The organism is Streptomyces sp. NPDC021225 (assembly GCF_044332865.1).
Taxonomy (GTDB): domain Bacteria; phylum Actinomycetota; class Actinomycetes; order Streptomycetales; family Streptomycetaceae; genus Streptomyces.
This window is the reverse complement of record NZ_JBIRPV010000002.1, coordinates 1,007,872-1,026,914: the sequence shown is the minus strand read 5'-3', so window position 1 is coordinate 1,026,914 and position 19,043 is coordinate 1,007,872. Positions and strand designations below refer to the sequence as shown.

Below are 19,043 nucleotides of genomic sequence, written 5' to 3'. Positions count from 1 at the left end.
TCGGACGTACATCTCCGGCTGGGGCCGCGGCCCGAGCCTGGGATGGGAGAAGTGCTACGTCCTCGGGAAGGAGAGCGCCCACGTCTCGCAGGCGCGTACCGCACCCGAAACACCGGCGATCACCCCCGAGCGACAACCACTGGCCACGCCTTTCGCGCAACCTCCTGGACAGGCTCTGCCGGTAGGCAGAGACCCCCCTGTCCACGGCCGACGCCACTGCCGTCGGCCTGCTCGGTGGGGACCCATCACACCGACCGCGCCGACCGGATGCCGGACTGAGGGGATGGACCGAGCTTGGCCGATCGTGGTCCATTTACGGGCGGGTGCACAAGGGGTTCGTTACCAGCGAGTAACGGGCGGATAACCGTACTGCGGCAGGCCGGTAGAGACCGGGCACTCAGGGTCGCCGTCACATGACCGGAAAGAGGGGGCAATTCATGCCATGACCGGACAACGAACTGCCGTTTACTTACTGCCAGTTACAGCGACCGCGATTACCAAGTTTTGGTAAAGCGCGGTCGCTTCTCTGTTTGAGGTGGCAAGAGATCAGAACAGTACGCGAGCCAGCGCACCGCGCGCCGCGACCACTCTGGGATCATCCGCGCCGATCACCTCGAAGAGCTCCAGCAAGTGGACCCGTACCGCCTCCCGGTCCTCGCCGACCGTCCGCCGGACCGCGTCGACCAACCGCCCGAAGGCGTCCTCCACATGACCCCCCACCAGGTCGAGATCCGCGGCCGCGATCTGCGCCGCCGGATCCGCCGGATTGTCGGCCGCCGCCTTGCGCACCACCTGGGCGTCCGCGCCCTGCACCCGGCTCAGCAACTCGGCCTGAGCCAGGCCCAGCTTGGCCTCGGTGTTGCCCGGGTCGTCGGCCAGCACATTGCGGTACGCCTGCACCGCACCGCCGAGATCGCCCGCGTCCAGCGCCTCGTGTGCCGCCGCGAGCGCGCTGTCGTACGGGGTGGCGGGCTGCTGCGCGACCGGCTCATCGCCCTCGGCGTCCGCGTCCTGCACCGGGGCGCCCACGATGCCGAACTGCTGCTCCGCCGCCAGGATCAACTGGTCCAGCACCTGCCGGATCTGGGCCTCGGGCGCGGCGCCCTGGAAGAGGGGCACCGGCTGGCCGGCGACGACCGCGAACACGGCGGGGATGCCCTGCACCCCGAACTGCTGGAAGAGCATCTGGTTGGCGTCGACGTCGATCTTCGCCAGGACGAACCGGCCCGCGTACTCCCCCGCCAGCCGCTCGAGGACCGGACCGAGCTGCTTGCACGGCTCGCACCACTCGGCCCAGAAGTCGATGACGACCGGTACTTCGGTGGAGCGCTGGAGGACCTCCTGCTGGAATCCCGCCTCGTCGACGTCGAAGATCAGACGGGTGGGCACCGCGGTGCCCGTGCGGGCCGCCTCGGCCCGCGCCTTCTCCGCCTTCTGCTTCGCTTCTCCGGCCGCCTTCACCGCGGCGAGGTCGACCACTCCACTCATGGACATGTTCCGTGGCTGCATGGTCCTATCCTCCCCTCTTCCCGCGGTGAATGGAAAAGCGCACACCCTTACGCTACGAGCCGTAGCGTAACTGGAAGCGCCCTCGGAGATCCAGGGGCCAAAGCGGGCGTACGGGTAGGGTCACGGGCATGAGCCCGCCAACGCGGCGCACCGGCCGCCCCCGCAGTGCCGAGGCCGACCGCGCGATCCTCGGCGCGACGCGGGCCGCCCTGGTCGAGCTCGGCTGGCCGAAGCTGACGATGGGCGATGTCGCGGCCCGGGCGGGTGTGGCCAAGACCACCCTCTACCGCCGCTGGGCGAACAAGAGCGAGCTGGTGGTGGACGCGGTGGCGGCCCTCCTCGACGAGGAGATGGAACTGCCCGACCTGGGGTCGCTGCGCGCCGATGTGGAGGAGACGGTGCTCCGGTTCGCCGCGCTGCTGGACCGGCCGGAGGCCAGGACCTCGCTGATGGCCGTGGTCGCCGAGGCCACCCACGACGAGGCGCTGCGGCAGCGGATCCGCTCCGTGATCGTCGACCGGCAGAAGCGGCTGGTGCTGCTGGGCCGGGAGCGGGCCCAGGCCCGCGGCGAGTTGCCGCGCGAGGCCGACACCGCCGCGGCGGCCCGCAGCGCGGACCTGATATTCGACGTGATCGCCGGCGCGGTGGTGCACCGGACGCTGGTGAGCGCCGATGTCGTGGACGAGCTCTGGGCGCGCGACTTCGCCGAGCTGCTGCTCCGCGGCTTCCCGGCCATCGTCCAGAGGCCGGCCGACCCCGCTCAGAAGCCGGCCGGCTCCGTGTAGCCGCCCCACTCCTCGCGCAGCGCGCCGCAGATCTCGCCGAGGGTCGCCTCCGCCCGGACGGCCTCCATCATGGGCCCGATCATGTTCGAGCCGTCACGGGCGGCGGCCAGCATGTCCTTCAGGGCGGCGGACACCCGGGCGTCGTCGCGGATCTCCTTGCGGGCGGCGAGCACCTGCACCTGCTCGCGCTCGACCTCGTGGCCGACCCGCAGGATCTCCAGGTCGCCGGTGACCGAGCCCTCGTGGCAGTTGACGCCGACGATCTTCTTGTCGCCCTTCTCCAGCGCCCGCTGGTACTGGAAGGCCGACTCGGCGATCTCGCCGGTGAACCAGCCGTCCTCGATGCCGCGCAGGATGCCGGAGGTGATGGGCCCGATGGGGTGCTGCCCGTCGGCCCCCTCACCCTGTGAGCTCAGTGCCCGGCGGCCGCGCTCCCTGATCCGCTCGAAGATCTTCTCGGCGTCGGCCTCGATGCGGTCGGTCAGCGCCTCGACGTACCAGGAACCGCCCAGCGGGTCGGCGACGTTGAGGATGCCGGTCTCCTCCATCAGCACCTGCTGGGTGCGCAGGGCGATCTCGGCGGCCTGCTCGCTGGGCAGCGCGAGCGTCTCGTCCAGGGCGTTGGTGTGCAGCGAGTTGGTGCCGCCGAGCACCGCGGACAGCGCCTCCACGGCGGTGCGCACCACGTTGTTGTACGGCTGCTGCGCGGTGAGCGAGACCCCGGCGGTCTGGGTGTGGAACCGTAGCCACTGCGCCTTCTCGGTCTTCGCCCCGTACACATCCCGCATCCAGCGGGCCCAGATCCGGCGGGCCGCGCGGAACTTGGCGATCTCCTCGAAGAACTCGATGTGGGCGTCGAAGAAGAAGGACAGGCCGGGCGCGAAGGTGTCGATGTCGAGCCCGCGGGAGAGCCCCAGCTCAACGTAGCCGAAGCCGTCGGCGAGGGTGTACGCGAGCTCCTGGGCGGCCGTGGACCCGGCCTCGCGGATGTGGTAGCCGGAGACGGACAGCGGCTTGTACGCGGGGATGGAGCGCACGCAGTGCTCCATCAGGTCGCCGATCAGGCGCAGATGCGGCTCGGGCTGGAAGAGCCACTCCTTCTGTGCGATGTACTCCTTGAAGATGTCCGTCTGGAGGGTGCCGTTCAGCACGGAGGGGTCCACGCCCTGGCGCTCGGCGGCGACCAGGTACATGCAGAAGACGGGGACGGCGGGGCCGCTGATCGTCATCGAGGTGGTGACGTCGCCGAGCGGGATGTCCTTGAAGAGGAGCTCCATGTCGGCGGCGGAGTCGACGGCGACGCCGCAGTGGCCGACCTCGCCCAGCGAGCGCGGGTCGTCGGAGTCGCGCCCCATCAGCGTGGGCATGTCGAAGGCCACCGAGAGCCCGCCGCCGCCCGCCTTGAGGATCATCTTGTAGCGCTCGTTGGTCTGCTCGGCGTTTCCGAAGCCCGCGAACTGGCGGATGGTCCAGGCGCGGCCGCGGTAGCCGGTGGCGTACAGCCCGCGGGTGTAGGGGAACTCGCCGGGCCAGCCGATGCGCTCGAAGCCCGCCACGGTGTCGCCGGGGGCGGGTCCGTAGACCGGGTCCACGGGGTCTCCGGACAAGCTCGTGAAGTCTGCCTCGCGCTTGCGGGCGGCGTCGTACCGGGCCTGCCAGCGCCGGCGGCCCTCCTCAATGCCTTCGGCGTCCATGGCTACAAATTTACTAGGATGTCCAACTATCTGTCGACGCGACACGGGCCCCACCGGCCCATTCGGGTCAGTCGCGCAGTGCCCGCAGGTGGGCGCTCCGTACGTCGGCGGTCTGGCCCTGGACGACCAGGAACAGGCCCTCCCGGGCCAGTCGCTGCGCCGGGCTGCCCAGGCCGAAGGCGCGGCCGCCGCCCGCGACGATCGCCGCGGTGGTCGCCGCGCGCAGAACGTCGTAGGCCCGCGTCTTCACCGCCAGCCGGTCCGCCGGCCGCTCGCCCGGCTCCACCTCGTCGACCAGCGCGTACGCCTCCCGCCTGACCTCGTTCAGCCGCTCGCCCAGCACCCGCGCCGTCTCCGCGGCCTCCGCGTCCCCGGCGGCCTCCAGCAGGGAGAGTGCGGCGCGGGCCACGCCGAAGACGGCCGGGTTGGGGTTGGTGTTCTTCGGCCGGTCCGCGACCGCCCACTCCTCGTACGGGCGGCTCCAGACGACCGCCTCCTCGGGCACCACCAAACCGTCCAGCTCCAGGCCGACCGTCCGGGTGCCGGTCAGCGCCGCCAGCCGGAGGGGCGGCGTGGGGCGCAGCCCGGGCTGCTCACGGGCGTCCGCGAAGGCGAACAGGACCTCGCCGTCCTCCGTGACCCCGCCGAGCAGCAGCACATCGTTCAGGCCCCAGCCGGTGTACCAGGGCACCCGCCCGTCGAAGCGCCGTCCGCCCGCGACCCGGCCGACCCGCACCGGGGTGCGGGGGAAGGCCCGCAGGTGGGAGAAGGCGATGCCGGACAGCAGCGTGCCGTCGCACAGCGGCCGCAGCAGCCGCTCGCGGGCCGGGGAGGCGGACGACGCGAGCATCCTGACCGGGCTGTGGTGCTGCGCCTGGACGAAATACGTGGAGCAGCAGGCCCCGGCGAGGGTCTCGGCGATCTCCCGGGCGACCGGATCCGGCGCCTGCGCCCCGCCGTACGCCGCGGGGCCGCTCACCCCGAGCACTCCGGACGCCTTGACCGCGGCGATCGCGGCCGGGGTGACCCCCTCGCGGTCGGCGGACTCGGCGCCCGGGGCGAGCACCTCGTCGGCGAGGCGCCGGGCCGCCTCGATCAGGGTCGGGGCGGGGGCGGTCATGGCCGCTCCTTTCATTGACTCGTCCATTGTTGTCACCGGGGCTTCCCTGTTCGGGGCTTCCCGGGTCAGCCCGTGGCGCGCTCGGTGCGCCGGTAGGCGCGCAGGTAGAGCCAGGCGCCGACGACGAGGAGGATCGCCACGGACACCGCGAGGGCGGAGGCGAGGCCGAGCTCCTGGTCACTGAAGGCGATCTTCCTGATGGCCAGCGGCACGGTGGTGGAGCTGTCCAGCGGTCCGCCCTGGGCCAGCAGATACGGCAGGTCGAAGTCGTACGCCGTCCAGATCGTGCGCATCAGCATGGCGACGATCAGCGCCGGGGCGATCCACGGCAGCGTCACATGGCGGAAGGAGGCCATCCGCCCGGCCCCGTCGAGCGAGGCCGCCTCGTACAGCTCGCGCGGCACGGTCTGGAGCCGGGCGAGCACGACGATGACGATGAACGGCACGTACTTCCAGCAGTTCACCGCGATCAGGGCGAGCATGACGGTGTCGGGGTCGCCGAAGGGGTTCACCGGCTGGTCGCTCGCGCCGGAGGCCCTGAGCAGATAGCCGACCAGGCCGGTGGTGTCGTTGAACATGAAGCGGAACACGATCGCGGCGACGACGGCCGGGACCACGTAGGGGAAGAGCACCAGGCCGCGGGCGAGCGTCTGCCCGCGCAGCCCGGCGTTGAGGACGAGCGCGACGGCCACGCCCACGCCCGCCTGGATCACGACGTTCCCTGCCACCCACAGCACGCTGCGCCCGAAGGCCGCGCGGGTGGCCGGGTCCTCCCACAGACGGCGGTAGTTGCCGAGGCCCAGGAACTCGCGCTGCCGGGTGAGGAAGTCGATCTGGAAGAAGCTGTCGACGACGGAGGCGAGGAACGGATAGACGGCGAAGCACAGCAGCAGGGCGAGCGCGGGCAGCAGCATCAGGGTGCCCAGCTGCCGGTCGCTCAGCCCGCGCCGGGTCCGCTCGCTCCGGGTCCGCCCGCGCGCGCCCGCGGCCACGCCGGTCTTGCGCACGCTCATTTGACCGCCCCCTGGCCCACGCCGCCCACCAGGAACTTCTGCACGAACGCGAACAGCACCACGACCGGCAGCACGACGATCACGGCCGCGGCCATGAGCACGCCCCACGAGTAGACCCCGGTCTGGTCCATGAGCAGCGCGAGCCCGGGGCTCAGGGTGAGGTTCTCCGGGTCGGTCATCAGGGTCGCCGAGAAGAGGTACTCGCTCCAGGCCGCGTTGAAGGTGAAGACGGCGGTGGCGATGATGCCGGGCAGCGCCTGGGGGACCACCACCCGGAGGAAGGCGCCGAAGCGGGTGCAGCCGTCGACCATGGCCGCCTCCTCCAGCTCGACGGTGAGCCCGTGGAAGTACGAGCGCAGCGTCCACAGCGCGAAGGGCAGCAGCGTGGCGGTGTAGAGGACGACGAGCGCCGTCCTGTCGTTGGCCAGCCCGAGCCGGTTCACCAGCTGCGCCATCGGGACCAGGACCAGGATGGGCGGCACCATGTAGGCGAACAGCGACAGCTCCCCCACCCATCGCAGACCGGGGAGGGTGAAGCGGCTGAGCGAGTACGCGGCGAGGGTGCCGAGGACCACCGTGGCGGCCGTCGCGGCGAGCGAGACGACCGCGCTGTTGGCGAGGTAGGTGCCGAAGTCCGAGATGGCGAAGAGGTTGGTGAAGTTCTGAAACGTCAGCTCGTGCGGATAGAGGGTGGGCGGGTAGGCGACGATCTCTGTGTCGGGCTTGACGGCGGTGAACACGATCCACACCAGCGGCAGATCCGCGACCACCACGATCACGGCGAGACAGACGTACTGGAAGACCCGGAAGGGGCTCGGGCCGAGGCGCGCGGCGGTCACGGCTCAGACGCTCGGCTTCCAGTCCGGATGGGCGGACTTCCACTCCTCGGCGGCCTTCTCCAGCTTGGCCACCGCGTCCTGCCACGCCTTCTCGGGGTCGGTCCCCCGGATCAGGATGTCCTGGATCATCGCGCCGTCGGCGGGCGGCGGGGCCCACGCCTTGCCGGCCCAGGGGCACGGGTTGGACAGCCGGCCGTCGTAGGTGTGGTCGTGCACCGAGCCCATGCTGAGGTCGGGGCTCATGGCGTCCGGGACCAGGTCCATGATCGTGGCGACCCAGTCGCCGTGCTTCTTGAGGTACGCGTCCTCGGACTTCGGTATCTCGGCGCGCAGCCGGGCGGTCACCGACTTCAGCGGCGGCAGCAGATGGCCGGGGACGGTGAGGGAGAAGGCGAGCGCGTTGGCGCCGGTGGTGAGCGCCTTGAGGAAGGCGATGGCCTCGGCGCGGTGCTTGGTCCTGGCGTAGACGCTGTACTGGTTCTTGCCGCCGTAGGCGAGCTTGCCGGTGCGGAACGGCCCGGCCGGGACGGCGATCACGCCGGTGTTCTCGGCGATCTTCGGATTCTGCTTGGCGAGGTTGACCCCGAGGCGGCCGGCCATGGTGGCGAACGCGGCGCGGCCGGAGATGTAGGTGTTCATCAGGTCGGGGTAGTTGGTGTTGTACGCGCCCTTGCGGGCGTGCCGCATGATCGCCACATGGCGTTTGACGCCCTCCAGGACCTCGGGCCTGCCGAACAGCACCTCGCCGTCGGCGCCGTAGTAGTCCCAGCCGGACTGGTAGACGTACGGGGCGAGGAACTGGGTCGTCATGCCGGGGGTGTTGCTCGCGCCGGAGGAGATCCCGTCGACGCCGTCCTTGCCGTCGAGCTCGGTGACGGCGTCGAGGAAGTCCTGGTAGGTCCTGGGCGGCCGGAGCCCGGCCGCGTCCAGCAGGTCCTTGCGGTAGTAGAGCACCGAGGCGCCCGCCTGGAAGGGCATGGCGTAGTCCTGGCCCTTGACCCGGATGCGGGTGCCCGCCAGGAAGTCGTCCTCCCCGATGTCCTTGACCAGGTCGGTCAGCGGCAGCAGATAGCGCTTCTCCGCCCAGTCCAGGATGTTGGCGGCGGGGGGCGCGAAGACGCCGATGTCGTTGCCCGTCTGCATCGCCGTCTGGAGGTACTGGAGCTGGTTCTCGTCCTGATAGAGGGTGATCTTGACCTTGACGCCGGGGTGGGCCTTCTCGAACTTCTCGATCACCATCTTGTAGAAGGCGAGCGACTGGGGATCGTTCTCGGTCGTGTAGAAGGGGACGGTCTTCTTCCCGGAGCCGGAGTCCGCTCCGCAGGCGGTCAGCAGGGCGGCGGCGGACATGCCCGAGGCCAGGGAGAGAAACGACCGGCGGCCGATGCGGCCGCGGCGCAGCTGATCACTCAGCTCGTCGAGGCGGCGCACTTCTTCGCGTATGCGGGAGCGCGAGGTGGAGGGCATGACAAGTCCTCATCAGAACGGGGAAACGAGACGGCAAGGCCGCGCACGAGGGCGCGTACGCCAAGGAAAGTCAGACGCCAAGGAAGGACAGGCGCCGAAGAAAGACAGACGTCAGAGCAGGCCCGACGCCTGGAGAACGCTGGAGAGAGCCGACGCTCCGGGAACGGCCGTCAGCAGAAACAGCTGGAACAGCTGGTGCTGGAGCTGCGCCGCAGATCGAGGTAGAGGCGCGCGGAGAAGAGGCGGCGAGGCAGGGGGAGGGCGGGACGTGCCGAAGCGCGGGCCGTCATCCTTCCCCCCGATTCCCGGCACACACCGGATGTCCCGGCGCTGCCGCACGTTTGTGTATGCCGCAAGTAAAGCTGCGACGGAAGCTAACCTTCCGCGCCGGTGCGTGTCAACAAGATCGCGCGCCCCGTCCGGGGTCCGGACGGGGCGCGCGGGGTGCTGGAGGTGAACCGGGCCCACAAAGGGGCGGGGGTGGTTCAGGCCTTGGCGGGCTCCGGCTCGGCGCCGCTGACCAGCGGCTCGATCTCGGCCACGACCTTGCGCTCGACGAAGAAGACCGCCGTGGGGACGGTGCCGGCGAGCAGCACCCAGGCCAGCTTGCCGAAGGGCCACTTCGCCTTGGAGCCGAGGTCGAAGGCGAAGACCAGGTAGAGGACGTACAGCCAGCCGTGTGCGATACCGACGACGCTGACGAAGCCGGACGCGCCGTCCACGTCCAGCAGGTACTTGGCGATCACGCCGATCGTGAGCAGGATCAGCAGGACGCCGGTGACATAGGCCATGGTCCGGTAGCGCGTCAATACGCTTCGCTTCATGACGTCGAGCGTAACCGTCCGTTCCGGGGCGATCTTCGCCGCCCCCGCCGGTGCCGCTCCCCCGTCACACCTCGTCGAAGTCGCCCGCCGCGACGCGCAGCGGCCGCAGCAGCTCGAAGATGCCCGAGCAGTCCTCGGCGTCGTACACCCCGAGGCCGAAGTCCATGGCCATCAGGTCGCGGGTGGCCGACTCCACCACCTCACGGCCCCGGTCGGTGATCGAGGCGAGCGTGCCGCGGCCGTCGTTCGGGTTCGGCCGCTTGGCCACCAGACCGGACTTGACCAGCCGGTCCACGGTGTTGGTCACCGAGGTCGGGTGGACCATCAGCCGCTCGCCGATCTTGGACATGGTCAGCTCACCGGCCTGGGAGAAGGTGAGCAGCACCAGCGCCTCGTAGCGGGCGAAGGTCAGCCCGTACGGCTTGACCACCGCGTCGACCTGGCCGAGCAGAATCTGCTGGGCCCGCATGATCGAGGTGATCGCGGCCATCGACGGCACGGACCCCCACCGTCGCTTCCACAGTTCGTCTGCGCGAGCGATGGGGTCGAAGGAGAGGCTGAGCGGTTTGGGCACGTTACCGACCCTACCGGCCGGTCATATCGTGGTCAGCCCGGTCTCACGTTTCGAGCGGGGCGGGCCGGCCGGGAGCGTTGCCGCGCCGCACCATCACCACCACCAGCAGCGAACACACGGTGCCTGACACCCCCGCCGCGGTGACCACCAGGTGCACCGGAGCCACCTCGGCGACCGCGCCCGCCGCCGCCATGCCCAGGCCCTGCGCGGTCATCAGCCCCGCCGTCAGCAGCGTCATCGCCCGCCCCCGCAGCTCCTCCGGCACGGCCGCGATGAACCACTGGTCGAGGCCGAGGCTGTACGCCATGCCACAGCCCGTCGCCACCTGGAGGGCCAGCGCCCAGCCGAAGGAGGGCTCGAAGACATACCCCAGGGACGGCAGCATGCACAGCACCGCCACCACCAGGGTCAGCCGCGCCCGGCCGGCCGGGCCGAGCAGGGTGCCCGCCAGGGTCTCGCTGACGATCGCGCCGATCGGCATCCCGCACATCAGCAGCCCGAGCCCGGTCGAGCCCAGGCCCAGACCGTCGGAGTACGGGGTCATCAGCGCCTCCGACATCACCACGAACGTCGGCGGCACCCAGTTCAGCAGGAACAGCGCCCGGATCCGCGGGACGGCGGCCAGCTGCCGGATACCGCGCAGCGAGTCGCCGAGCAGCGCGCCGCGCCGGCCGTCCGCACGGGCCGCACGGCGGCGGGTGCCCAGCCGCAGCACCAGGGCCGACGCCACGAACGACGCCGCCGTGATCGCGAGCACCGCGCGCGGCGAGACCGCGGTCAGCAGCAGCCCGCCCGCGGCGAACCCGGCGAGCTGCGCGCCCTGCGCGGTGAGACGGATGACGGACCGGCCGAGCACGAACAGATCGCCCTTCCCCAGGATGTCGCCGAGGGTCGCGGCCCGCGTTCCGCTGAACACCGGAGAGATCGCGGCGGGCACACAGCGCAGCACCAGCAGCAGCCCGACGGGCATGCCCGGCACCACCATCGCGGCCACGCACAGTGCGCTGGCCAGATCGCACACGACGAGTACCCGGCGGGCGGGGTAGCGGTCGGCGACCGCGGACAGCAGGGTGCCGCCGATGACGTACGGCAGCAGCGCGAAGGCGAAGGCCAGCGCGGACAGCAGCGGCGAGCCGGTGGCCCGGTAGACCAGGACGGACAGCGCGATCCCGCAGACCACCTCGCCGAGCATCGACAGCAGATGCGCGACGAACACGGCCCGGAACTCGCGCACCGCGAAGACGGCGGAGTAGCCAACGCTTTCCGGGCGGGGTTCCGGGAGAGCGGGTCCCTCCGCGCACTCGGCCGCGGGCTCGGGTCCGGAGGCATCTGCGGCAGGGCGCGCAGGGGTGGGGTCCGTCGTCCCGGACCCGGAAGGCGTTGGCATGGCGGCAGCGTGCCCGGAGCGGTCCGGGGCGCTCTAGTGTTTCGCCCTGGGGCGAATCTTCGGGGGGGACCTGTGGCACTGCACATGAGCTTTGGAACAGACGACCTGCTGCGCTGCCGGTTCGCGATTTCGCCGCTGTGCCAGACGCACGAGGCGGTGCGGACGCTGCTGCGCTCCGAGCGGCACGGCTATCACCTGCCGTGGCTGCGCCGCATCCGCTCGGCCGTGGCCGGGCTCGACCTCTCCCTGCTCGCGCTGTTCATCCCCATCCGCGGCTACACCCCGGATTTTCTGGGTCCGCCGCCGGCGGTGCCGTATCCCTCGTTCGAGGAGGAGCTGGCGCGGCTGCGGGCGACCGAGCCGGAGGCGGCCCGCCGGGAGATGGCCCTTTCCTTGGCCGACACACCGGGGGCCACCGAGTCCGCGGCCGGGCGCTCGGTGCTGGAGGACCCCGCGCGGGCGGTGCGGCGGCTCGGGGATCTGACCGAGCGGGCCTGGCACGCGCTGCTCGAGCCGGACTGGCCCCGGGTGCGCGACCTGTTGGAGGCCGATGTGGCCTATCGGGCCCGGCAACTGGCGGACGGTGGCCTCGAGCGGCTCTTCGCCGATCTGCGCCCCTCGGTGTCCTGGGCCGATGGGCGGCTCACGGTCCGCACCCGCGCCGGGGGCCCGGAGGTGCAGGAGCTCGACGGCCGGGGCCTGCTGCTGATGCCGAGCGTGTTCGTCTGGCCGGACGTGGTGAGCGGCTTCGTGCCGCCCTGGCAGCCGACGGTGATCTATCCGGCGCGCGGGGTGGGCGGGCTCTGGCAGGAGTCCGCGGAGGGCGCGGCGGACGCGCTCGTACGGCTCCTCGGCGCCAACCGCGCGGCCGTTCTGAGCGCCCTCGAGGAGCCCGCCGCCACGACGGCGCTGGCCCAGCGGCTGGGCCTGGCGCCGTCGTCGGTGTCGGCGCATCTGGCGGTGTTGCGCGCGGCCGGCCTGCTGACGTCGCGCCGCGACGGCCACCGGGTGCTGTACGAGCGCACGCCGCTCGGAATCGCGCTGCTGGGCGGCGACGCGGCCTAGCGGCGCGCGCTCCGTACGACTGCGTCTACGGCTACGGCTACGGCTACGCGGACAGGTGCCGCTCGACCGTCTCGACCTTCGAGGTGAGTCCGTCCGTGACGCCCGGGCGGATGTCCGCCTTGAGGACCACGGACACCCGCGGCGCCCGGGCCTCCACGGCCGCGACCGCCCGCTTGACGACGTCCATGACCTCGTCCCACTCACCCTCGACGGAGGTGAACATCGCGTCCGTACGGTTCGGCAGGCCCGACTCGCGCACCACCCGAACCGCGTCCGCGACGTACTCCCCCACATCCTCGCCGACGCCGAGCGGCGTCACGGAGAAGGCGACGATCATGCGTTGACCACGCCCTCACGGCGCGCCCGGTCGGCGATCACGCTGGCCTCCGCCTCCCGCTTGAGCATGCGCTCGGCGAAGAAGCCGCCGGTCGGCAGGACGGACAGCGCGAAGTAGAGCGCAGCGGTCTTGCCGCTCCACTTGGCGCGCTTCCAGGCGTCCAGCCAGAAGACCACGTACAGGATGAAGAGGACGCCGTGCACCATCCCCATCACCGGGACCGCGTTGAAGTCGGTGGTGCGCTTGAGCACCGAGCAGACCAGCAGCAGGAGGAAGGAGACGGCCTCGGGCGCGGAGACCAGGCGGAGCCGCCGCAGTGCGGTGGCGGTCTTGAAGTCCACGGGAGCAGCACCTTTGGGGAGAGGACGAAGGACACAGAGGGAGAGCTTGTGAAGTGATGCACAAACTCTTCCTCGCATTGTCGCAGCCTCGTAACCGATCACCGCGCCGGGGTCCGGCTGTCCCTGTTCCGAGGCGTTCGGTCCCGATAACGTCAGATCCGTGGCTCAGTTTCGGCTCCAGGGGAGCAAGGTGCTCGCCGTCGACATGACCGGCGATTCCGTGAAGGCCAAGAACGGCTCGATGGTCGCGTACGAGGGGGAGATGACCTTCAAGAAGAAGACCGGCGGAGGGGACGGGCTGCGCGGGATGGTGACCCGGCGGCTCACCGGCGAGCAGATGGAGGTCATGGAGGTGAAGGGGCACGGCACGTGCTACTTCGCCGACCGGGCGAGCGAGATCAGCCTGGTGTCGCTGCACGGCGACGCGCTCTATGTGGAGGCCAGCAATTTGCTGTGCACGGACTCCGCGCTGCGCACCGGGACCTCCTTCACCGGGCTGCGCGGCTCCTCCCAGGGCAACGGCCTGTTCACCACCACCGTCGAGGGCACCGGGCAGGCGGCCATCCTCTCCGACGGCACGGCGGTGGTGCTGCGCGTCACCCCGGAGCTGCCGCTCCAGGTCGACCCGGGCGCGTATATCGCCCATACGGGCAAGCTCAAGCAGCACTTCCAGTCCGGGGTGAACTTCCGCACGCTCATAGGCGAGGGCTCGGGCGAGGCGTTCCAGATCCGCTTCGAGGGCGAGGGACTGGTGTACGTACAGCCCAGCGAGCGCAACACGGTCGGCGGTGACGTCTGATGCCGTTCAACGTCCTCAACTCCCGCATGGTCGAGGCGCAGGTGCTGCCCGGCCAGACGCTCTTCAGCCAGCGCGGCGCGATGCTGGCCTACCGGGGCGAGGTGCGGTTCACGCCCAGCATCACCGGCGGGCAGCGCGGGGTGATGGGCATGATCGGCCGCCGGGTCGCGGGCGAGTCGACCCCGCTGATGACCGTCGAGGGCAGCGGCACGGTGATGTTCGGGCACGGCGGCCACCATGTCGAGGTCGTCCACATGGCCGGCGACAAGCTCTATGTCGAGTCGGACCGGCTGCTCGCCTTCGACGGGTCGCTGCGCCAGGGCACGATGTTCATGGGCTCGCAGGGCGGGGTGATGGGCATCGTGCGCGGCCAGGTCACCGGCCAGGGACTGTTCACCACCACCCTCGAGGGGCATGGCTCGGCGGCGGTCATGGCGCACGGCGGCGTCATCCAGCTGCCGATCGCACCCGGCCGCCCGGTCCATGTCGACCCGCAGGCGTATGTCGCCCACCGCGGCGAGGTGCGCAACAAGCTCTCGGCCGCGCTCGGCTGGCGCGAGATGGTCGGCCGCGGCTCGGGAGAGGCCTTCCAGCTGGAGCTCTCGGGCACCGGCACGGTGTATGTCCAGGCATCGGAGGAGAAGCTGTGAACGGCCCGGTCATCCATGACGCGTACACCCTCCCGGTCGACGACAACATCAATCCGTACGCCTTCAGCGTGGAGCTGAACGGCCAGTGGTTCCTCCAGAAGGGGAAGATGATCGCCTACTACGGGCGGATCGACTTCCAGGGCGTGGGCCTGGGCCGGCTGGACCACCTCATCGCGCACAGCTTCCACTCCCCGATGCACGCCGCTGACTGGGTGGTGGCCGAGGGGCAGGGCAAGATGGTGCTCGCGGACCGGGCCTTCGACGTCAACTCCTACGACCTCGACGACGGCAATCTCACCATCCGGTCAGGAAATCTGCTCGCCTTCCAGCCCTCGCTCTCCCTCAAGCAGTCGATCGTCCCGGGCTTTCTCACCCTGATCGGCACCGGCAAGTTCGTCGCGGCCTCCAATGGCCCGGTGGTCTTCATGGAGCCGCCGATCCGGGTGGACCCGCAGGCCCTTGTCGGCTGGGCGGACTGCCCGACGCCCAATCACCACTACGATCACGACTATCTGCGGGGCGTCCTCGGCGGGATCCGCGCACACACCGGCATCGGGGGGACGTCTGGCGAGGAGCACCAGTTCGAGTTCGTCGGCGCGGGGACGGTACTGCTCCAGTCGACGGAAGAAGTCCTCGATGAGGTGCCGATAGGGAGCACGGGGGGCACCGGTTCGTGAGCGCAAGCATGCGGAGTGTAACCTCGAACAGGTGACCTCATATCCATTGGTTCGAAATTCAACTTCTATAGGTAGAATGCTTCCCATGGAGACCGAGAACGGCACGCGCTGGCTCAGCGACGAGGAACAGCGCGCCTGGCGCATCCACCTGGACGTCAGCCGGCTGCTGACCTACCAACTCGAACGAGACCTCCAGCCGTTCGGCTTGACCATGAACGATTACGAGATCCTGGTCAACCTCTCGGAGTCCGAGGGCCACCGGCTGCGCATGAGCGACCTCGCCGCCGCCACCCTCCAGTCCAAGAGCCGTCTCTCCCACCAGATCACCCGGATGGAGAACGCCGGCCTCGTCCGCCGCGAGCACTGCGAGTCCGACCGGCGGGGGCTCTACGCGGTGCTCACCGAAAGCGGCTGGGAGACCATGCGCAAGGTCGCGCCGCACCATGTCGAGTCGGTGCGCAAGCACTTCATCGACCTGCTCTCCCCGGAAGCGCTCGAAGCCGTCCACGACTCCCTGAACCCGATCGCCGACCACCTGCGCGCCCAGCGCGGCCGCGTCTAGCTCACAGGCGCCTTCCGGGGCAGCCGCACCGCGAACAGCGCGCCGCCGCCCGGCGCGGTCCGCACATCCAGCCGTCCGCCGTGCCGCAGCACCACGTCTCGCGCGATGGCGAGGCCGAGCCCGGCCCCGCCGTCGTCGCGGCTTCGGGCGTCGTCGAGCCGTACGAACCGCTCGAAGATGCGCTCCCGCTCCTCCTCGGGCACCCCGCTGCCGTCGTCCTCGACCTCCACGACCCCCCAGCCGCCCTCCTCCCGCACCGCCACCCGCACCTCGCTCCGGGCGTGCCGCTGCGCGTTGTCCACCAGGTTCCCCAGCACCCGCGCCAGCTGCCCGCGCGACCCCGCCACCTCCACCGCCCCCAACTCGCACCGCACCGCCACCCGGTCCCCCACCCGCTGCGCCAACTCCTCGCGCACCAGCTCCGCGAGCGCCACCCGCGCCCCCGAGGGCCGCTCCCCGGCGTCCAGCCGGGCCAGCAGCAGCAGATCGGCGGCCAGCCGCTGAAGCCGCACCACGTCCTCCACCGCGCCGTCCACATCCAGCAGCCCCGGATGCGCGGCGCCCACCTCCAACTGCGTCCGCAACGACGCGATGGGGCTGCGCAGCTCATGGGAGGCGTCGGCGACGAACGCCCGCTGCCGTGCCACCGCCCCCTCCAGCGCCGCGAGCGTCTCATTGGTCGTACGCGCCAGCCGGGCCACCTCGTCCCGCGACCAGGGCACCGGCACCCGCCGGGACAGATCCGTACTGGCCGTTATGGCCGCCATCTCCCGGCGGATCGCCTCCACCGGCCGCAGGGCGCGCCGGGTCACCAGCCAGGTCACCGCCGCCACCACCGCCGACAGCAGCGGCAGCCCGAGCAGCATCGCGTCCCGCACCGAGTCGACCGTGCCGGTCGCCAGCGGGGCGCCCGCGTACACCGTGACGGACTCCTCCGTCGGGGTGGTCGCCCGCACCGCGGCCCACACGTAGTCCGCCTCGCGCCCGTCCACCCGGGCGGTGCCCTCGGCGAACCGGGGCTTCTGGGCCTCCACCCTCCCCGCGTCGTCCTCGTCCTCCACCTCGAGCTCCACCGGCACCACCGAACGGCTCCCCGCCCCCGTCACGGCCTCCAGATCGTCGCTCACCGCCCGCACCCGCCCCTGCCCGTCCACGATCTGCACGGGGTCCTCGCCCAGCTCCAGCCCGTCGAACCGCGCCCCGGCCGCGACCCGCGAGGCCACCGCGCGGGTATGCACCTCGGCCCGCAGCTGGGCCTGCTCCGACAGATTCGCCCGCAGCACCCCCAGCACCGCGAGCCCCGCGGCGACCAGGGCCCCGGCCACCACCAGCGTCGCCCCCACCGCGGCCCGCATCCGGACCGAGCCGCTACGCACGCCCCACCAGCCGATACCCGGCCCCCCGCACGGTCTCGATGACCCCGGCCCCGAGCTTCCGCCGCAGGGCGCTCACATACACCTCGACGATGTTGGGGTCGCCCTCGTACGCGAAGTCCCACACATGCTCGAGGATCTCCGCCTTCGACACGATCTCGCCGGGCCGCACCACCAACTGCTCCAGCACGGAGAACTCCTTGGCGGTCAACGCGGCCTCGCACCCATCCCGCTCCACGCGGCGAGCCCCCCGGTCCACCACCAGATCCCCCACCCGCACCACCGGCGAGGCGCCCTGCCCCCGCCGCCGCAGCAGCGCCCGCACCCGCGCGAGCAGCACCACATACGAGAACGGCTTGGTCAGATAGTCGTCGGCGCCCGTGTCGAGCCCCTCGGCCTCGTCGTACTCCCCGTCCTTCGCGGTCAGCATCAGGATCGGCACCTCGCACCCGGCGGCCCGCAGCGCGCCGCAGACGCGGTAGCCGTTCATCCCCGGCAGCATGATGTCGAGCACGACCAGGTCGTACGTCCCCTCCTGGGCCCGGTGCAGCCCCTCCCGGCCGTCGTGCACCACATCCACGGCGAAACCCTCCGCCATGAGCCCCTTGGCCAGCGACACCGCGAGCCGCCGCTCGTCCTCCACAATCAGCAAACGCATGGGGAGAGCGTCCCAAAGACAACCTGAAGATCCCTTCAGGCGACTTCAGCCTGGCTTCAGCCCCACTCCGCCACCGTAATTCCCGTCAACACAACTGGGGAGGAACCCACATGAAGCGCATGCCCATCATCGCCGCCCTGGCCGCCGCGTCCCTGGCCACCGCCTCGGCCCTGACGGTCGCCACCGCTACCGCGGCCCCTCGCCCCTCGACGACATCGAAGTCCACGTCACTCGTCCAGGCGGCAGAGGCGGCGATCAAGGCGGTACCGGGCACGGTGGCGTCCGTCGAGCGCGACGACGACCGGCCCGGCTGGGAGGTGGAGGTCCTCGGCAAGGACAACGCGTGGCACGAGGTCAAGGTCGGGGCGAACGGCCAGGTCCTGGGCCAGAAGCTCGACAAGGACGAAGACGACCGGAAGGAGGCCACCGTGCTGCGCACCGCCAAGGTCGGCGCGGTGGCCGCGGCGGAGCGGGTCAAGGGCACGGTGACCTCCGTGGAGCTGGACGACAAGGCCTGGGAGGTCGAGCTCGCGGGCAAGTTCCGCGAAGTGAACGTCAACCCGCAGACCGGCGCAGTCACCCAGTCCCACGAGGACGACCACCACGAGGACGAAGACTGACCCGCCCCGGGCGGCCGCCGGAGCCGGCGGCCGCCCGACGGCGTGATGTACTGCACAGGTGACCGATTACGACGTACTGCGCGTCTTCTGCGGCCCCGACGGCCGCCACGGCAACACGCTCGGTGTCATACGCCAAAGCGGCGCGGGCACGGCCGAACGCCAGGCCATCGCGCGGAAGCTTGGCTTCAGCGAGACCGTGTTCGTCGACGACCCCGAGCGCGGCGTCATCGACATCTACACGCCGACGCTGCGGCTGCCGTTCGCCGGGCACCCGTGCGTGGGCGCGGCCTGGCTGCTCGACGTGCCGGAACTGGTCACACCCGCGGGCCTGGTGGGCGCCAGGCTCGAAGGGGAGTTCAACTGGATCGAGGCGCGCCCCGAGTGGGCGCCACCACGCACGCTCAAGCGATACGACACGGCAGCCGAGGTCGACGCACTGCAGGTGCCACCGCCGGGTGAGTGGATCTACGCCTGGGCGTGGGAGGACGAGGCGGCCGGCCGGATCAGGGCGCGCGCCTTCCCCGGGCGCGGCGACGGCATCGACGAGGACGAGGCGACGGGCGCGGCAGCGCTGCTGCTGACGGCCCAGCTGGGGCGCGCCCTGAACATCGCGCAGGGCCGCGGCTCACAGATCCTGACGGCGCCGCGGCCGGACGGGCTGATCGACGTGGGAGGCCGCGTACGGCTGGAAGCCACGGAGCGGCTGTAGCCGCCGACGAGACGTGAGGGGGTGGGGGTGCAGGGGTGGT

General features: G+C 71.0%; 21 protein-coding genes. 8 read left to right on the top strand and 13 right to left on the bottom strand.

The genetic code is table 11. The annotated features are described in order from the left end of the window. Positions 1-546: 546 nt before the first annotated feature. Entirely contained in the window at positions 547-1,509 is a 963-nt protein-coding gene (locus tag ACH4S9_RS12695) for a tetratricopeptide repeat protein (protein ID WP_311727948.1), read from the bottom strand. A 128-nt stretch (positions 1,510-1,637) separates the two neighbouring features. Between ACH4S9_RS12695 and ACH4S9_RS12690 the strand changes: the two genes are divergently transcribed. Beyond that, complete coding sequence (locus ACH4S9_RS12690) at positions 1,638-2,294, top strand: TetR/AcrR family transcriptional regulator (protein ID WP_398371565.1); 657 nt, start codon at positions 1,638-1,640, stop codon at positions 2,292-2,294. On the opposite strand, the gene ACH4S9_RS12685 is transcribed toward ACH4S9_RS12690, so the two are convergent. The 8 genes from ACH4S9_RS12685 to ACH4S9_RS12650 form a co-directional block, all read right to left on the bottom strand. Next, positions 2,270-3,988 carry a methylmalonyl-CoA mutase family protein gene (locus ACH4S9_RS12685; protein WP_358843192.1) on the bottom strand — a complete coding sequence of 573 codons (1,719 nt, stop codon included), beginning with the start codon at positions 3,986-3,988 and terminating at the stop codon, positions 2,270-2,272. The two genes, ACH4S9_RS12690 and ACH4S9_RS12685, sit on opposite strands and share 25 nt — an antisense overlap. Before the next feature lie 67 nt (positions 3,989-4,055). Next, positions 4,056-5,108 carry an acyl-CoA dehydrogenase family protein gene (locus ACH4S9_RS12680; RefSeq protein ID WP_361184311.1) on the bottom strand — a complete coding sequence of 351 codons (1,053 nt, stop codon included), beginning with the start codon at positions 5,106-5,108 and terminating at the stop codon, positions 4,056-4,058. Between the two features lie 65 nt (positions 5,109-5,173). Beyond that, complete coding sequence (locus ACH4S9_RS12675) at positions 5,174-6,121, bottom strand: carbohydrate ABC transporter permease (protein ID WP_398371563.1); 948 nt, start codon at positions 6,119-6,121, stop codon at positions 5,174-5,176. Then, on the bottom strand, positions 6,118-6,960 hold the full coding sequence (locus ACH4S9_RS12670) for a carbohydrate ABC transporter permease (RefSeq protein ID WP_361184317.1): 843 nt from the start codon (positions 6,958-6,960) through the stop codon (positions 6,118-6,120). The genes ACH4S9_RS12675 and ACH4S9_RS12670 overlap by 4 nt, the downstream gene beginning before the upstream one ends. 3 nt (positions 6,961-6,963) lie before the next feature. Then, positions 6,964-8,427, bottom strand: coding sequence for an ABC transporter substrate-binding protein (locus tag ACH4S9_RS12665; protein WP_385339025.1), 1,464 nt, complete (start codon positions 8,425-8,427; stop codon positions 6,964-6,966). A 485-nt stretch (positions 8,428-8,912) separates the two neighbouring features. Then, positions 8,913-9,251, bottom strand: a complete 339-nt coding sequence (locus tag ACH4S9_RS12660) for a DUF3817 domain-containing protein (RefSeq protein ID WP_043490159.1) — start codon at positions 9,249-9,251, stop codon at positions 8,913-8,915. A 64-nt stretch (positions 9,252-9,315) separates the two neighbouring features. Then, entirely contained in the window at positions 9,316-9,825 is a 510-nt protein-coding gene (locus tag ACH4S9_RS12655) for a MarR family transcriptional regulator (protein ID WP_361184322.1), read from the bottom strand. 43 nt (positions 9,826-9,868) lie between these two features. Beyond that, positions 9,869-11,212 (bottom strand): MFS transporter, encoded by a 1,344-nt coding sequence (locus ACH4S9_RS12650; RefSeq protein WP_398371559.1) that lies wholly within the window; start codon positions 11,210-11,212, stop codon positions 9,869-9,871. A gap of 84 nt (positions 11,213-11,296) precedes the next feature. On the opposite strand from ACH4S9_RS12650, the gene ACH4S9_RS12645 reads away from it, so the two are divergent. Then, complete coding sequence (locus tag ACH4S9_RS12645; RefSeq protein ID WP_398371557.1) at positions 11,297-12,277, top strand: DUF5937 family protein; 981 nt, start codon at positions 11,297-11,299, stop codon at positions 12,275-12,277. 43 nt (positions 12,278-12,320) lie between these two features. Here ACH4S9_RS12645 and ACH4S9_RS12640 read toward each other — a convergent pair whose 3' ends face one another. Together ACH4S9_RS12640 and ACH4S9_RS12635 are read right to left on the bottom strand one after the other, a co-directional pair. After that, entirely contained in the window at positions 12,321-12,614 is a 294-nt protein-coding gene (locus ACH4S9_RS12640) for an MTH1187 family thiamine-binding protein (RefSeq protein WP_054233191.1), read from the bottom strand. Beyond that, the gene (locus ACH4S9_RS12635) at positions 12,611-12,955 is read right to left on the bottom strand and encodes a DUF3817 domain-containing protein (RefSeq protein WP_311727937.1); all 345 of its coding nucleotides are present in this window, start codon (positions 12,953-12,955) and stop codon (positions 12,611-12,613) included. The genes ACH4S9_RS12640 and ACH4S9_RS12635 overlap by 4 nt, the downstream gene beginning before the upstream one ends. A 160-nt stretch (positions 12,956-13,115) precedes the next feature. On the opposite strand from ACH4S9_RS12635, the gene ACH4S9_RS12630 reads away from it, so the two are divergent. From ACH4S9_RS12630 to ACH4S9_RS12615, 4 genes are all read left to right on the top strand, one after another. Next, complete coding sequence (locus ACH4S9_RS12630) at positions 13,116-13,754, top strand: AIM24 family protein (protein ID WP_398371554.1); 639 nt, start codon at positions 13,116-13,118, stop codon at positions 13,752-13,754. Beyond that, positions 13,754-14,404 (top strand): AIM24 family protein, encoded by a 651-nt coding sequence (locus tag ACH4S9_RS12625; protein ID WP_358843183.1) that lies wholly within the window; start codon positions 13,754-13,756, stop codon positions 14,402-14,404. The genes ACH4S9_RS12630 and ACH4S9_RS12625 overlap by 1 nt, the downstream gene beginning before the upstream one ends. Continuing rightward, a complete protein-coding gene (locus ACH4S9_RS12620; RefSeq protein WP_311727934.1) occupies positions 14,401-15,081 on the top strand; it encodes an AIM24 family protein in 681 nt (226 codons plus the stop codon). The genes ACH4S9_RS12625 and ACH4S9_RS12620 overlap by 4 nt, the downstream gene beginning before the upstream one ends. An 85-nt stretch (positions 15,082-15,166) precedes the next feature. Next, positions 15,167-15,643, top strand: a complete 477-nt coding sequence (locus ACH4S9_RS12615) for a MarR family transcriptional regulator (RefSeq protein WP_311727933.1) — start codon at positions 15,167-15,169, stop codon at positions 15,641-15,643. Here the strand turns inward: ACH4S9_RS12615 and ACH4S9_RS12610 are convergent. Continuing rightward, positions 15,640-16,998 (bottom strand): ATP-binding protein, encoded by a 1,359-nt coding sequence (locus ACH4S9_RS12610; RefSeq protein ID WP_398371842.1) that lies wholly within the window; start codon positions 16,996-16,998, stop codon positions 15,640-15,642. The two genes, ACH4S9_RS12615 and ACH4S9_RS12610, sit on opposite strands and share 4 nt — an antisense overlap. A 13-nt stretch (positions 16,999-17,011) precedes the next feature. Further along, positions 17,012-17,674 carry a response regulator transcription factor gene (locus tag ACH4S9_RS12605; protein WP_311727931.1) on the bottom strand — a complete coding sequence of 221 codons (663 nt, stop codon included), beginning with the start codon at positions 17,672-17,674 and terminating at the stop codon, positions 17,012-17,014. A gap of 110 nt (positions 17,675-17,784) precedes the next feature. Here ACH4S9_RS12605 and ACH4S9_RS12600 point away from each other — a divergent pair, with 110 nt between their 5' ends. Both ACH4S9_RS12600 and ACH4S9_RS12595 read left to right on the top strand, forming a co-directional pair. After that, positions 17,785-18,294 (top strand): PepSY domain-containing protein, encoded by a 510-nt coding sequence (locus ACH4S9_RS12600; protein ID WP_398371550.1) that lies wholly within the window; start codon positions 17,785-17,787, stop codon positions 18,292-18,294. 58 nt (positions 18,295-18,352) lie between these two features. Then, positions 18,353-19,003, top strand: a complete 651-nt coding sequence (locus tag ACH4S9_RS12595; protein WP_398371548.1) for a PhzF family phenazine biosynthesis protein — start codon at positions 18,353-18,355, stop codon at positions 19,001-19,003. Positions 19,004-19,043: the final 40 nt, after the last annotated feature.

Coding starts and splice junctions, on each gene's coding strand:
- ACH4S9_RS12695 (WP_311727948.1), bottom strand. CDS start 1,509: ATGCAGCCACGGAACATGTCCATGAGTGGAGTGGTCGACCTCGCCGCG.
- ACH4S9_RS12690 (WP_398371565.1), top strand. CDS start 1,638: ATGAGCCCGCCAACGCGGCGCACCGGCCGCCCCCGCAGTGCCGAGGCC.
- ACH4S9_RS12685 (WP_358843192.1), bottom strand. CDS start 3,988: ATGGACGCCGAAGGCATTGAGGAGGGCCGCCGGCGCTGGCAGGCCCGG.
- ACH4S9_RS12680 (WP_361184311.1), bottom strand. CDS start 5,108: ATGACCGCCCCCGCCCCGACCCTGATCGAGGCGGCCCGGCGCCTCGCC.
- ACH4S9_RS12675 (WP_398371563.1), bottom strand. CDS start 6,121: ATGAGCGTGCGCAAGACCGGCGTGGCCGCGGGCGCGCGCGGGCGGACC.
- ACH4S9_RS12665 (WP_385339025.1), bottom strand. CDS start 8,427: ATGCCCTCCACCTCGCGCTCCCGCATACGCGAAGAAGTGCGCCGCCTC.
- ACH4S9_RS12660 (WP_043490159.1), bottom strand. CDS start 9,251: ATGAAGCGAAGCGTATTGACGCGCTACCGGACCATGGCCTATGTCACC.
- ACH4S9_RS12650 (WP_398371559.1), bottom strand. CDS start 11,212: ATGCCAACGCCTTCCGGGTCCGGGACGACGGACCCCACCCCTGCGCGC.
- ACH4S9_RS12645 (WP_398371557.1), top strand. CDS start 11,297: ATGAGCTTTGGAACAGACGACCTGCTGCGCTGCCGGTTCGCGATTTCG.
- ACH4S9_RS12640 (WP_054233191.1), bottom strand. CDS start 12,614: ATGATCGTCGCCTTCTCCGTGACGCCGCTCGGCGTCGGCGAGGATGTG.
- ACH4S9_RS12625 (WP_358843183.1), top strand. CDS start 13,754: ATGCCGTTCAACGTCCTCAACTCCCGCATGGTCGAGGCGCAGGTGCTG.
- ACH4S9_RS12615 (WP_311727933.1), top strand. CDS start 15,167: ATGGAGACCGAGAACGGCACGCGCTGGCTCAGCGACGAGGAACAGCGC.
- ACH4S9_RS12610 (WP_398371842.1), bottom strand. CDS start 16,998: ATGCGGGCCGCGGTGGGGGCGACGCTGGTGGTGGCCGGGGCCCTGGTC.
- ACH4S9_RS12605 (WP_311727931.1), bottom strand. CDS start 17,674: ATGCGTTTGCTGATTGTGGAGGACGAGCGGCGGCTCGCGGTGTCGCTG.
- ACH4S9_RS12600 (WP_398371550.1), top strand. CDS start 17,785: ATGAAGCGCATGCCCATCATCGCCGCCCTGGCCGCCGCGTCCCTGGCC.